The following is a 13,067-nucleotide window of genomic DNA, read 5'->3' as shown; positions in this document are numbered from 1 at the left end:
TCAGCCGGATTTATCCGGCTTTATTCGATTCAGCGTGGGCATTTATGCCCTCGCAGAAAGGAAAAAATCTGAATAACCCCGGTGTCAGTGAACAATATTCATTTTCAACCTATAAATTTAGAACTTCCACATCACCCATCTCATTTTCATTCTATTTAATTGATCCACTTTTATTTTACCTTTTTGTGAAAATGTGAAATTATAAACCATCTTTCCTCTATAAGCGCCAATGTAGGTATAGGTGTAATTTACGCTGATTTTTTAATAATTTTGGGGGGGATGGGTGATTCGAGAAATTTATGGTATTCCCTTATTTTGTTGTAAAGCGTGAATAAAAAAAGCCTTCGCCCCAAAAATTTCGGGACAAAGGCTTATTAATATTTAAATCAGAGATAAGTAATCTATTCGAATCTCTTCGAAAGAATACTGTAGTTTTTATCTGTGTCTTTCTGAATATTTCCAATTTCTTCTTCACTAAGATGCTTGAATCTGCCTTGTAAATTCATATATTCATTAATTGGTTTCGGTGTTTTAATTTTCTTTGTCTGTTTATAATCTATGCCATTTTCAATTTCATAGAGGGGAAATATGTTTGATTGAACAGCAAGTTTTGCCAATTTAATAGTATATTTTGGGTCGGATTTCCAGCCGGTAGGGCAAGGTGCAAAAACGTGGATAAATCTGAATCCACGAGTATCACGTGCTTTTTCCAGCTTCTTTATCATATCTTCGGGATAACCTACGGAAGCAGTAGCAGCATAAGGAATTCTGTGGGCAGCGAGAATTTCTACAATATTTTTCTTGGGACCTGTTTTATAATGCTTCACGGGTGTGGTAGTTGTCCATGCACCTGGAGGTGTAGCGGAACTTCTCTGTATGCCCGTGTTCATGTAGGCTTCATTATCATAAACAATATATGTGATATCATCATTTCGCTCTGCAGCACCGGATATTGCTTGAAGACCAATGTCAAAAGTGCCACCGTCGCCAGCCCAGGCAATTACGTTTGAAGAGCCTTTACCTGTAACTCGCAGACCTGCTTTTATGCCGGAAGCGACTACAGCTGCGGTTTCAAAAGCAGTGTGAAAAATTGGAACACCACAAGCAGTATAGGGAAATGGACCATCAATTACAGCCCAGCAGCAAGCGGGGATCGAGAGCATTGTATTTTTGCCATAAACCTTGAGCGCATATCTCATTGCAAGCGAACCGCCACATCCTTGGCAAGCAAGATGACCTGGTTGCATAATTTCTTCGTATGGTATTGTCAATTTCATCTTTTTACTCCTTCCCAAATAATATCTTTTGGAGTATCACTCTTCAGAGTATCATCTGCCATTTTCATGATATTTTCAACCTGAACATCTCTTCCACCGAGTCCGGCGATCAAACCCCATACCGGAGTTTCTAATTCGCCATAAAGAGCAGCCTTCAATTCCTGAGAGAAAATTCCATGATAACCACAAGAAATATTTCTGTCGATTACAGCAATTTTACCGCAGTTTTTCAAAGCTTCTATCACATCCTGTTTTGGATATGGTCTGATCATGCGGATTTTGAGGTTACCAACTTTTTTACCCTGTTCACGAAGACGATCAACAGCAACATTCGTGGTTTCTGAAATTGTGCCTGAAGTAACCATAATAAGGTCAGCATCATCACATCTGTAAGGATGAATGAAATCATATTTTCTGCCGGTGAGTTTTTCGTATTCTGCGCCGGCTTTTTTGAATTCGATTAGAGCGTCATCCATCGCATTTTGCATTTTGTAACGAAATTCGTAATAGTGATTTTGATCGGTAAGAGCACCGAATGAACGAGGATCTTGAATATCTAATTTATATTCGGGATTATACGGGGGAAGAAATTCGTCAATAAGTTTCTGTTCGGGCATATCAACTACTTCAACGGTGTGAGAGAGGAAAAAAGCGTCAAATGAGATCATTGTAGGAAGCAATACTTTTTCACTAACTTTGTAAGCGATCATAGTTGAATCCAAAATATCCTGAGCGCTGGAAGAGTAGATTTGCATCCAGCCGGTATCTCTCTGAGCCAAACTATCATTTTGATCAGCCCAAATTGACCAACCTGGTGCCATTGCTCTGTTTACGTTTGTCATCACGATTGGTAAACGAGCGAGGGCAGCCCAATGTAACATCTCGTGCATCAGAGCCAAACCTTGGGCACTTGTAGCCGTATAAGCGCGAGCACCAGCAGCAGAAGCACCGATGCAAGCGGACATAGCAGAATGCTCGGATTCAACTTTTATGAATTCAGCATCAAGTTTACCATCCGCTACTATTTCAGATAATTTTTCTACAATCAATGTTTGCGGGGTTATTGGATATGCAGCGATAACTTGGGCACGGGAGAGCTGTGCTCCCCAAGAGGCTGCAAAGTTACCCATCATTGTTTTCTTCATTTTCCCTCCACTACAGTATCAATTGCATTTGTCGGACATTCTTCAGCACACATCATACATCCTTTGCAATAATCATAATTTATAACCGGTTTTTCATCTCTTATGTCAATTGCCGGTTCCGGACAAAATTTCCAACAGATATAACAGTTGATACATTTTTCGTAATTTATTACAGGCTTCACGTTTCGCCAGCTTCCGGTTTTGTTATGGGTCATCATACCCAAAGAAGCAGGCATAGGAGGCATATCTTTGGCGCCGGTTATTTTCACCGGTTTACCGTCCTTCTGGAATTTTATAACCATATTTCGTTATCCTTTCCTTATTAAAATTACCTATTTCTACATGTGAACAGATTCGAAAGCCTCTTGCGCGGCTTTTTTGTTTGCTTCTTTGAATCTTGGGATGGAATTCTCGATTCCCTGATTTACTTCTTCCAAAGAGATCATTCCGCTAATTTTGGCAAATGCGCCTACAATTGCGGTATTCACTATTGGAGCGGCTTGCGAGCCAAGTTTGTTTTGAACTGCAATATCTGTGGCATCTACAGTATAAATTTTGTAGTCGTTACCAAAGTCGAATTCTTCAGGTTTTTTGTTGGAGTTGATTAATATCCAACCACCTTTTTTTAAACCTTTTGTAACATCCACAACTTCGATCAGAGTGGGATCAAGAACAATTATTCCGTTGGGAAAATAGATTTGAGAACGGATTTGGACCGGTTTGTCATCAATTCGTGTGAATGCTTCTATCGGAGCACCACGACGCTCAACACCGAATCGAGGAAATGCTTGAACATATTTGCCACCTTGAAAAGCAGCTTCTGCCAGAATTATTGAGGCTTTTACAGCTCCCTGACCACCTCGTCCGTGCATACGGATTTCTACCATGTTTCCTCCTGAATTATTTTGTTAAATATTTTGAAAATCATTTACTAATATCCAATCTGAAATTTTCTTATTTTTAATATGAATACTTTCTTGAAGTTCATAAAAGTTTGTCAATATTTTGACAAAGATTTCTCCATGACAAATTTATGAGACATAATTCGTACCAAGAGAGAAACCATGGCAAATACAAGTAGAAAAAAATATCGAAAAAAAATGACAAAAAAACAAAAATCGGGAAAATCAAAAACTCCCAACAAATTTAAACTGTTTTTGGTAGTTGCTGCGTGTATCATCATTGCCTTTTTTATATGGCAAATGATTCCAATAAAACCAGTTAATGATCACGCAGAATCATCTCTAAATGTTCCTGAAGAAATACCTGAAACAGAAAAAGCAATTTCCGATAAAACACCCGTGCAAGCTTCAATTGATTTTGCTCTGCAAAGATTGGAAATTCCAACCAAGTTCATTCATACAAAAAAATATGGGAACACAACCTCAATCAGAATTTCCATTGATATGAATCAAATAAGTTTGACCATTTGCAATATTTTTATCACGGACACGGTTGAAGAAGCAGGCGGACAGGTCATCAAATCCGACGAAGCATACAATGGGAATTTGCTTACTATGAAGATTTTTGATCCACAATACAAACATTATTATATTCTCAACATCGAGGGTGATAAAGATGGGAAATATGAAAATATTACCTCTCTCTCGATCATCATAGATGATTTTGGATACTTTGGGAGTAAAAAGTTGGATGATTTTTTGAGGATCAATAAAAATATAACTTTTTCTATTTTGCCGGAACTCCCATTCAGCCAAGTTGTTATGCAAAAAGCCGATAATCAGGATCGGGAAACGATGATTCACATTCCCATGGAACCGATAAGTTATCCCCAAAATGATCCCGGAGATAATGCCATATTTGTGGATTTAACTAGCAAAGAGATTAGAAAAAGAATGAAAAAATATTTAAAAAACCTTCCTCTGTGTATTGGAGCCAATAATCACATGGGTTCCCTTGCCACGCAACATGAATACATAATGACACCTGTGCTTAAGGCACTAAAGGAAAACAATTTGTTTTTTGTGGACAGCAGAACAAGCCAAAAAACCCTTGCTTATTCTCTTGCCAAAGATATGGGAATGGATACTTACAAGATAGACTTTTTTTTGGATTCCGGTTCTGCAGATGGAAGAGTTCAGAGGATGACTGATAAAATAAAAAAATATGCGCAAACTCATAGGGAAATCGTAGTGATTTCCCATTGCTCCAGTAAAAGTCTGAAGGAATTGAAGCAGATTCTTCAAAATCTGGAAGGCTCAGATATCAAAGTCGTAAAAATTTCCGATATTGTAAAACATGAGGAGTATGTATTGTGAATTTGTTAAAGTATATTTTTCTTGGGATTATTCAGGGCTTGACCGAATTTTTACCGGTTAGCAGTTCAGGGCATCTTGTTATTTTTCAAAAAATATTGAACATCAATGAACCGGGAATTATTTTTGAGATCACTGTTCATATCGGCACTTTGATTGCTGTAGTTGTATATTTTCGCAAAGATATAATCCGACTAATCTCAGCCATGTTTTGCTGGAAAAAAGATCGAAGCCGTGAAGTGCGCTCATCTCAGATGCTTGTGTTTTACCTGTTCATTGCAACTGCTGTAACCGGCGTCATTGGTATTCTCTTCAAGGATAAATTAGAAGCTGTTTTCGATAAATTGTATCTCGTGGGAATTATGCTGCTCGTTACCGGAAGCATTCTTTTTTTCTCGGACAGAGTTAAGGATGGAAAAAGAGGCAAGTTAAATTTTTTAATAGCAATAATTATAGGAATTGCTCAGAGCATTGCCATTCTTCCAGGTATTTCGCGTTCCGGAACCACCATCACGGTTGGAATTTATTCCGGATTGAAGCGTCAATTAGCTACTCGGTTTTCTTTTTTGTTGTCTATTCCGGCGATTCTCGGAGCAGCAATTTTTAAGATAAAGGATTTTGGAGCAAGTGGGGCTTCCGAAAAATTTATTCCCTATTTCCTCGCACTAATAGCTTCTGCTGCTGTCGGTTATTTTGCCATTGCACTTATGATTCGTTTGATTAACAAAGCGAAATTAAAATATTTCTCATTTTATTGCTGGATTATCGGATTTATTGTTATTCTCGTTGAAATTTTTTAATATCCCTAAAGCAATCGTCCCTGATTGCTACGCTTCAAACAATCTCGCTTTACTTTGCACAATTATCCCTGATTGAAATGAATCACTATTTTGCCTCTAAAGGCTTTATGAAAAAAATTAATCAAAGACCTTAAAAAAAAATGAGTAGTACGAATAATGGATATAAAAAAAGTAATTGAAGTATTGATATTTGCTTCTGACAAACCCGTATCTTTAGAAACGCTTGCCGAGGAATTGAACAGCATTGATTATACATTGATACGCAGATCAATTGATGAGATAAATGATGAATTGGAAGAAACAGAACGCCCATTCTGTATCAGAAAAGTTGCAGGAGGATTTACTTATGCCACGCGAAAGCAGTATTTTCCGCTCATTGAAAAAATGTATAAGGATCATAGGCAAATCAAATTGTCAAAAACAGCTATGGAAGTTTTGGCAATTATCGCCTATCATCAACCCATCACCCGCGCGAAAATTGATGCTATCCGGGGAGTGAACTCGACTTATCACATCCGAAATTTGCTCGAAGTTAGTCTGGTGAAGATAAAAGGGAGATTGAAAAAATTCGGGCAACCCATTCTCTATGGCACAGGAGATAAGTTCCTAAAATTTTTCGGTTTAAATAATGTTGAAGATCTGCCAAATCTTCACGAGATCAAAGAACTTATTGAGGATGATCTTACAGACCCGGCAAAGTTTTCCCAAAAAGATGTTGTTGAAGAGAATGATGAGCAAAAGTTACTTATTTAGAGTCTGTCCGTAAAGTAGGGATTCGACGCAGATGAACACTGAAAAAACCGATTTTCGCAAGATAAAATTTTTTTGTAAAAAGTGCAATATCCCCGTTGAATGCTTTGTATTTTATTATTCAACAGGGGTTCATCAGCATAATCAGTGTTTATCTGCGTCGAATCACATTCGGAGAATCATTGCAAAAATGCGAGTTTACGGATGGACACTATTTAGTATTTATTTAGAAATTAGAAATTGGAAACTTGCAAATAGAAATTTAAATTTTCCATTTTTGCTTCGTTCACAGAGTATTCAAAATCGATCCTGTTCACCAATTTAAAATGTGCTCTATTTCCAAAGCTTTTCAAATGTATCCTCCGTTCCCAAACCAACCGAATTGTTATCGTCTCCCAAGCCCACCAAACAATTCTCGTTCCCAAGCACCAGCTGGCGGATATATCTCGTTCCCAAGCCCCAGCTTGGGAACGCAATGACGCCAATTAACGCCAGACCTTACACTTCATGGTCTGCAGAATGAATAAGGAAATATAGATAATGGCTGTAGCAAAAAAGTTAAAATATTTTGATCTGGTTCGTGAAATTGAATCAGGGAGAATTCACCCTTTATATTTTTTCTCTCAGGATGAAAGCTTGCTCAAGGATAAAGCGTTTCGTTTATTAAAGCAAAAAATTATTGACCCGCGATACGAGGCATTTAATTATTTTGTTTTTCATGGAGAAGAAACTAATGCGAGCCAAATCATTCAGGAATTGCAAAATCCACCGGTAGTATCCGAAAAGAAACTGATAATTGTCCGGAATTTTGACAAACTCCATTTCCAATATCAGCAAAAAGTGGTTAATTTTGTGGAGAAACCAATACCAGACCTTGTGTTCGTGCTTGAGACTGGAAAAGTTGATATGAGAAAAGCAGTATTCAAAAAACTTACGAAAATCGCTGCCAGCTATTATTTTTACCATGCTTATAATGAAATAGCAGCCTCAAATTTCTTGCGACAGGAAGTAAGAAAACACCATAAAAATATTTCTCCAAGTGCCGTTAGATTAATGATTCGATATATAGGTTTAAATTTGCAGGAAATCAATAATGAGTTGGAAAAATTGTTACTTTATGTTTCTAATAAAAACCAAATCGCATTGGATGATGTTCAAAATTGTGTTGGTGCTTTTAAAGGAAATACTGTCTTCGAATTGCAGGACGCGATTGTCCATAAAAATGTAAAATACGCTATTCAAATTTTGGAAAATTTACTAAGCCACGGACAATCGGGAGTATTTATTTTAATCATGCTTACCCGTTTTTTTAAAACTATGTGGAAAATTTCAATTTTAAAATATCAGCAGAATAAACATATCAGAGAAATTGAAAAGACCCTTTGGGTCTATAACAAAAAAAATTTAATCAATCAGGCTACAAGATTTCAATTAGATGATTTCCCTCTCATTTTTAATCTACTTCTTGAAGCGGATAAAAAATTAAAATCAATTAACCTTAAACCGAAAATTATTATGGAACTAATGGTTTATAAAATTTGTAAAAATATTAAAGGATAATTATGAGCGAGATTGACAATTTTCACGCCGGTTTTGTTTCTATAATCGGCAAACCGAATGTAGGTAAATCCAGCCTGATGAACAAATTTATCGGGGAAAAACTTTCTATCATAACACCCAAACCACAAACGACGAGAGAAAATGTAACCGGAATTTATAATGAAAAAAGTGCACAAATCGTTTTTGTGGACACTCCGGGTTTTTTAAAACCACGCTATCTTCTTCAAGAAAAGATGTTGAAATCAATTAAAAGTTCTTTGAATAATAAAAACATTGTCATCTTTATGAGTGATGCAAAGATCTTTCCAACGAATTATGATATGCAGATTATTGAGATCGTAAAAAAACTCAATTCAAAAATATTTATTGTAATAAACAAAATTGATACTGTTACAAAAGATATTTTGGAAAAACATGAAAAAGTTATTCGCGATCTTGGATTTTCACATTTGTTTTTTATTTCAGTTACAGAGGATTTTGGAGTGGAAGGTTTAAAGCAGCGGATTCTTGCTGAAATGCCTTTACACCCACCTTTTTATCCCATTGATGATATTGCCACCCAGCACATAAGATTCTTTGTCAAAGAGAAGATTCGGGAAAAACTATTTTTAAATCTTCAACAGGAAGTTCCTTATGCGAGTGCTGTTACTGTGGAAATTTTTGATGAATTTGAGAATAAAGTTAAAATTTATGCAAATATTTGGGTTGAATCAAAATCACAAAAAGCAATCGTAATTGGAGAAGAGGGGAGAATGATCAAGTCAATTAGGGAAGCAGCAGAACGTGATATTCACCATTTTTTACAGAAAAGAATCATTTTAAAGCTCTGGGTAAAAGTTCGTCAAAAATGGAGAAAAAAGGAACGGGTTTTAAAAGAATTCGGCTACTAAGAATTTGAAACCTTGCGAATGGTCGAAGACCTTCGCAATGGTTGAATGCAGACGCTGTGAAATCGCACCATTACAGAAAATTGTAAGGCGAACATCCTTGTTCGTTATATGATCGCACCATTACGAAGGTTGCGGATAACAAATCCCGTGGAAAGAAACCATCGGTAAGGTGCTTGTGCGCGTTTGAAGAAGTTTAATTCAAAAATAAATTGACTATAAAATAACCCGTATTAAATTTTCTAACGGAGTTAAAAATGAAAAAAAATCAAATCTTAACCCTAAAAGAAGCTTCGGCTTTATTGGATATTTCGTCCGAGACTGTTCTGAATCTTGTTTCGCAGAAAGATATCGGAGCCATTAAAGTCGGTAACCAATGGCGTTTTACCTACGAAGATATTGAAAAGTGGAAATCGGTTCAGAAACGAGAAAACGTAGAGCAGATTGCCATCAAAAACGTTACAAATCGCTTTATGACATTTATGGACGAAAGCCTTATTATGTCAGATATTATTTTTAAAAATCGTTTTGATGTGTTAGCACAGATGTCTCATTTTGCAAAAAAACAGAAAGTTTGTACAAAAAACAGATGGCTTTTTGAAATGCTTTGTAGCCGAGAGGATCTTATCTCTACTGCGGTCGGTAATGGAATTGCATTTCTGCATCCCAGAAAAATTGATGCGGAAAAAATAAAAAGACCGGCTATCTTACTTGGAATCTCAAAAGAAGGAATAGAATTTCGTTCCTTGGATAAAACACCCGTTAATCTCTTTTTTCTAATTCTTATGCAATCCGAGCGCGACCATCTTTTTGCTTTATCATATTTGAGCCAATTGTTTAGAAATGAATCCTTGAGAGAAAAGATAATCTCAATTGAAAGCAAAAAAAAAATTTTTGAAATACTTAAAATTAAATTGTAAATTAATTTGTGTCTGTCCGTAAAGTAGTATATCAAGTAAAATATATTCTTCATCCTTTTTACAACTCATCCCCTAACCCCTTCTCTTCAAAGAGAAGGGGAACTTTTATCTCCCTCTCCTCGATAGGAGAGGGTCGGGGTGAGGTCGAAAAATAGTACTTTAGGGATAGACACTAATTCAAAATTTATAGGGAGTAAAAATGGAAGTGATAAAAATCGAAACTAACTATCAGTTTGATTTTGTAAACATTACGACAAAAATTCGGAATATCGTAACAGAATCGAATATTAGCAGCGGATTAGTTACAATATTTGTTCCTCATACTACTGCAGGAGTAACGATTAATGAAGGGGCAGACCCAGCAGTTGCCGAAGATATAATCAAAGAACTAAATACGATAATTCCTCTCAGAAATAATTATTCCCATTTGGAAGGAAATTCTGCTGCCCATATTAAATCAAGTTTAATGGGCTGTTCGCAAAATGTGATTGTAGAAAATGGTCAGCTTGTTTTGGGAACATGGCAAGCAATTTTTTTCTGTGATTTTGACGGTCCACGCCACCGAAAAATATTTGTAAAAATTTGTGAATGCTGATCCTTATTTATTGAATTCAACATTACAATTAAAACATTACAGAAAAAAATATCTCTAATAAATGTTTGCTGAAATTGCCATACCGATAAATCACCCCAAAACTTTTACCTATCAAATACACGAAAATCTTAATCCGCAAATAGGACAACGGGTTCTCGTACCATTCCAATATAAATTGCGAACAGGGATTATTGTGAGTTTTCCCGAAACAATATCTTTTGATCCTGCAAAGATTAAAGATGTGGCAGAGATCATTGATGATGAACCACTAGTAACCGCAGAATTGTTAGAACTCGCCCGTTGGATTTCCAAGTATTATTTTTGTCCGCTTGGAATTGTGTTAAAAGCCATGTTGCCGGCAGGTTGCAAAGTTGAATCTATCAGCAAGGTTTCTTTAAAAAAATCAGACACAAATAATCCGAATTTTCACAAACTAATATCGTTTTTACAAGAAAAAGGAACGCCTGTTTCTATTTCCGGTTTGAAAAATCTTAATATAAATTCGATTTTTAAAACTGTTCTTGAGATGGAGGAAAAGGGATTAATCGAAATAGAGAGAAGTTATAAACGAAAAGATCCGACCAGAGTTGAAAATTTCATCAAAATAATCGGTATTCCGGAAGGTATAAAACTGACTTCAAGACAATCCGAACTTTATGAGCTTCTCAAGAAAAAAAACAAACCAATTGCAGTCAGAGATATTAAAGGTAGGTTTGCTTATACTATTATTAAAAAACTGGAAGAGAAGAAGTTGGTAAAAAAAATTAAAAAGAAAGTTCAAACAAATTTTTTTGAACATATTGAAAAGATTCCAGCTATTGTTTACGATTTGACAACCCAGCAGTTGCAAGTGATGGAACAAATCGGGGAAGCGATTGCTTCGGAAAAATATCAAACGTTCCTTTTGCACGGAGTTACTGCAAGCGGGAAAACAGAAATTTATATCCGAAGTATGAAAGATGTGATTGCCCGTGGCAAAAAAGCCATTCTGCTTATTCCGGAAATTGCACTTACTCCTCAAACTGTGGAAAGATTTTATGCTCATTTCGGTGATGATGTAGCTGTATTGCATAGCAGACAGAGTGATCGAGAACGTTATTATTTTTGGAAAGCAATTCGGGATAACAAGAAAAAAATCGTGATTGGACCGCGTAGTGTGATCTTTGCTCCGCTGCCAAATATCGGATTGATCATTGTAGATGAAGAGCATGAAAATTCTTACAAACAATCAGGGCAAAATCCTGTTTATAATGGAAGGGATATGGCTGTTTTGCGTGGAAGAATGAATGACGCTCTTGTCATTTTGGGAAGTGCTACACCAAATCTGGAAACATATTTCAATGTGTTAAAAAATAAATACAAACTTCTTGAAATGACCAAAAAAGTGAAAAATCAATTCAAACCGGAATTTCAAATTGTGGACATGAAGAGGGAAAAAGATCATACGGAAATATTTTCTCAAGATCTGAAGAATGCAATTGAGGACAGATTAAATAAAAAAGAGCAGATCATTCTTTTCCAAAACAGAAGGGGGTATGCCTCTTACGTTCAATGCGTGAAATGTGGCTATGTTTTTCAATGTACCGATTGTAATATTAGCCTGACCTATCATGCTCATAAACGAAGTGTAGTTTGTCATTATTGTGGCAAAAGTAACCCAATGCCACAGAAATGTCCGAAATGCGGAAGCAGAATTTTTAATTTCGGTTCGCCCGGAACGGAAAAAATTGAGCAAAATCTCACCTACCTTTTCCCAAAAGCAAGAATTGCACGGATGGATAGAGACACAACAACCAAAAAAGACAGTCATCAAATAATTTTTACTAAAGTAAAAAATCAATATATTGATATTTTACTTGGAACTCAGATGATAATCAAAGGATTAGATTTTCCCAACGTAACCCTTGTGGGAATTATTTCTGCCGATGTAAATCTGAATTTGCCCGATTTTCGAGCTGCCGAGCGTAACTTTCAGCATATCACCCAAGTAGCTGGCAGAACGGGTAGAAGCGAGAAAAAGGGAAAAGTTATTTTGCAAACTTACAATCCCAATCACTACAGTATCCAATATGGAAAGACTCAAGACTTCAAAGCCTTTTTCGATTATGAAATATCTTTACGGGAAAAATTGCATTATCCTCCCTACACAAAATTAGTGCGTTTACTTTTCCAAATGGGAGATGAGGAAAAGCTAAAGGAAGTTGTTTATAAAGCAAGAAGGGATCTAAAAAAATACGACAACTCAAACCAGATAATAATTTTGGGACCGGTAACTGCTCCGATCACTAAAATTCGCAAACAATTTCGCTATCACATTGTTGTAAAGGCGTTTTCGACGCACGCCGTTTTTGATTTTATCTCCTGGTTTAAAAAAAATATTAAGATACCGAATTATATAAAACTCACCATAGATGTTGATCCGGTTTCGTTGTTGTGAGAGAGGATATTCTTTGCCAAATTGCATAAAATTTCATTAAATGTAAATATTTAATGCTGACGATTTTTGCACCCAAAAAAAATACTTGGCTGAAATACGGCTTGCAGAATTTCGTCTAATCATAGGTCAATACGTTTGGAGTAGAAAGAAGTTTTTGTGTTACTTGACTGATAACTAAAAAAATACAATTTGCTGAATAAAAAATTTTATTAAGATACAAGCGAATATAATATGAAAATTTGGGTTATGGTAGATAGAATGCAAGAGTTAAGATAATTCACCGAAAAATAGAAGGAGGTTAATATGGTGAAAAAATTGAATTCGTATGCTTTATCGGTCATTGGAAAGAAGTCCTTGGAAAATGAAGATAATTTTGTGTTGCCGAAGACGGATAAAAAGTTTGATCTAAAAAAGATTGAT

The 13,067-nt window shown here is 36.0% G+C and carries 13 protein-coding genes; 9 read left to right on the top strand and 4 right to left on the bottom strand.

Annotated elements, in window-relative coordinates:
- Nucleotides 1–197 (top strand): hypothetical protein (locus U9P79_06975; protein ID MEA2104365.1); only part of this gene is annotated, 197 nt, incomplete at its 5' end.
- A 204-nt stretch (nt 198–401) separates the two neighbouring features.
- Here the strand turns inward: U9P79_06975 and U9P79_06970 are convergent.
- From U9P79_06970 to U9P79_06955, 4 genes are all read right to left on the bottom strand, one after another.
- Nucleotides 402–1,277 carry a 3-methyl-2-oxobutanoate dehydrogenase subunit beta gene (locus U9P79_06970; GenBank protein ID MEA2104364.1) on the bottom strand — a complete coding sequence of 292 codons (876 nt, stop codon included), beginning with the start codon at nt 1,275–1,277 and terminating at the stop codon, nt 402–404.
- Nucleotides 1,274–2,422: a pyruvate ferredoxin oxidoreductase gene (gene porA / locus U9P79_06965; protein MEA2104363.1), complete on the bottom strand. Its 1,149-nt coding sequence runs from the start codon at nt 2,420–2,422 to the stop codon at nt 1,274–1,276. Before porA ends, U9P79_06970 begins: the two co-directional genes overlap by 4 nt.
- Nucleotides 2,419–2,667, bottom strand: a complete 249-nt coding sequence (locus U9P79_06960; protein ID MEA2104362.1) for a 4Fe-4S binding protein — start codon at nt 2,665–2,667, stop codon at nt 2,419–2,421. The genes porA and U9P79_06960 overlap by 4 nt, the downstream gene beginning before the upstream one ends.
- Nucleotides 2,668–2,760: 93 nt before the next feature.
- Nucleotides 2,761–3,309 carry a 2-oxoacid:acceptor oxidoreductase family protein gene (locus U9P79_06955; protein ID MEA2104361.1) on the bottom strand — a complete coding sequence of 183 codons (549 nt, stop codon included), beginning with the start codon at nt 3,307–3,309 and terminating at the stop codon, nt 2,761–2,763.
- A 177-nt stretch (nt 3,310–3,486) separates the two neighbouring features.
- On the opposite strand from U9P79_06955, the gene U9P79_06950 reads away from it, so the two are divergent.
- The 8 genes from U9P79_06950 to priA all read left to right on the top strand — a co-directional run bounded on the left by U9P79_06950 (nt 3,487) and on the right by priA (nt 12,647).
- Nucleotides 3,487–4,701 (top strand): divergent polysaccharide deacetylase family protein, encoded by a 1,215-nt coding sequence (locus U9P79_06950; GenBank protein MEA2104360.1) that lies wholly within the window; start codon nt 3,487–3,489, stop codon nt 4,699–4,701.
- Nucleotides 4,698–5,498 (top strand): undecaprenyl-diphosphatase UppP, encoded by an 801-nt coding sequence (gene uppP / locus U9P79_06945; protein MEA2104359.1) that lies wholly within the window; start codon nt 4,698–4,700, stop codon nt 5,496–5,498. The genes U9P79_06950 and uppP overlap by 4 nt, the downstream gene beginning before the upstream one ends.
- Nucleotides 5,499–5,654: 156 nt before the next feature.
- A complete protein-coding gene (scpB, locus tag U9P79_06940) occupies nt 5,655–6,251 on the top strand; it encodes an SMC-Scp complex subunit ScpB (protein MEA2104358.1) in 597 nt (198 codons plus the stop codon).
- A gap of 537 nt (nt 6,252–6,788) precedes the next feature.
- Nucleotides 6,789–7,808 (top strand): DNA polymerase III subunit delta, encoded by a 1,020-nt coding sequence (holA, locus tag U9P79_06935; protein MEA2104357.1) that lies wholly within the window; start codon nt 6,789–6,791, stop codon nt 7,806–7,808.
- Between the two features lie 2 nt (nt 7,809–7,810).
- The gene (gene era / locus U9P79_06930) at nt 7,811–8,698 is read left to right on the top strand and encodes a GTPase Era (GenBank protein ID MEA2104356.1); all 888 of its coding nucleotides are present in this window, start codon (nt 7,811–7,813) and stop codon (nt 8,696–8,698) included.
- A 254-nt stretch (nt 8,699–8,952) separates the two neighbouring features.
- Nucleotides 8,953–9,615, top strand: a complete 663-nt coding sequence (locus U9P79_06925; protein ID MEA2104355.1) for a PTS sugar transporter subunit IIA — start codon at nt 8,953–8,955, stop codon at nt 9,613–9,615.
- Nucleotides 9,616–9,814: 199 nt separating this feature from the next.
- Complete coding sequence (locus U9P79_06920) at nt 9,815–10,210, top strand: secondary thiamine-phosphate synthase enzyme YjbQ (GenBank protein MEA2104354.1); 396 nt, start codon at nt 9,815–9,817, stop codon at nt 10,208–10,210.
- A gap of 61 nt (nt 10,211–10,271) precedes the next feature.
- A complete protein-coding gene (priA, locus tag U9P79_06915) occupies nt 10,272–12,647 on the top strand; it encodes a primosomal protein N' (protein ID MEA2104353.1) in 2,376 nt (791 codons plus the stop codon).
- Nucleotides 12,648–13,067 lie beyond the last annotated feature (420 nt).

Source organism: Candidatus Cloacimonadota bacterium (genome assembly GCA_034661015.1).
GTDB lineage: Bacteria > Cloacimonadota > Cloacimonadia > JGIOTU-2 > JGIOTU-2 > JAYEKN01.
The sequence above is the reverse complement of the archived record's forward strand: the minus strand, read 5'-3'. Positions and strand labels throughout refer to the sequence as shown.

Coding starts and splice junctions, on each gene's coding strand:
- U9P79_06970 (MEA2104364.1), bottom strand. CDS start 1,277: ATGAAATTGACAATACCATACGAAGAAATTATGCAACCAGGTCATCTT.
- porA (MEA2104363.1), bottom strand. CDS start 2,422: ATGAAGAAAACAATGATGGGTAACTTTGCAGCCTCTTGGGGAGCACAG.
- U9P79_06960 (MEA2104362.1), bottom strand. CDS start 2,667: ATGCCTCCTATGCCTGCTTCTTTGGGTATGATGACCCATAACAAAACC.
- U9P79_06955 (MEA2104361.1), bottom strand. CDS start 3,309: ATGGTAGAAATCCGTATGCACGGACGAGGTGGTCAGGGAGCTGTAAAA.
- U9P79_06950 (MEA2104360.1), top strand. CDS start 3,487: ATGGCAAATACAAGTAGAAAAAAATATCGAAAAAAAATGACAAAAAAA.
- scpB (MEA2104358.1), top strand. CDS start 5,655: ATGGATATAAAAAAAGTAATTGAAGTATTGATATTTGCTTCTGACAAA.
- holA (MEA2104357.1), top strand. CDS start 6,789: ATGGCTGTAGCAAAAAAGTTAAAATATTTTGATCTGGTTCGTGAAATT.
- era (MEA2104356.1), top strand. CDS start 7,811: ATGAGCGAGATTGACAATTTTCACGCCGGTTTTGTTTCTATAATCGGC.
- U9P79_06925 (MEA2104355.1), top strand. CDS start 8,953: ATGAAAAAAAATCAAATCTTAACCCTAAAAGAAGCTTCGGCTTTATTG.
- U9P79_06920 (MEA2104354.1), top strand. CDS start 9,815: ATGGAAGTGATAAAAATCGAAACTAACTATCAGTTTGATTTTGTAAAC.
- priA (MEA2104353.1), top strand. CDS start 10,272: ATGTTTGCTGAAATTGCCATACCGATAAATCACCCCAAAACTTTTACC.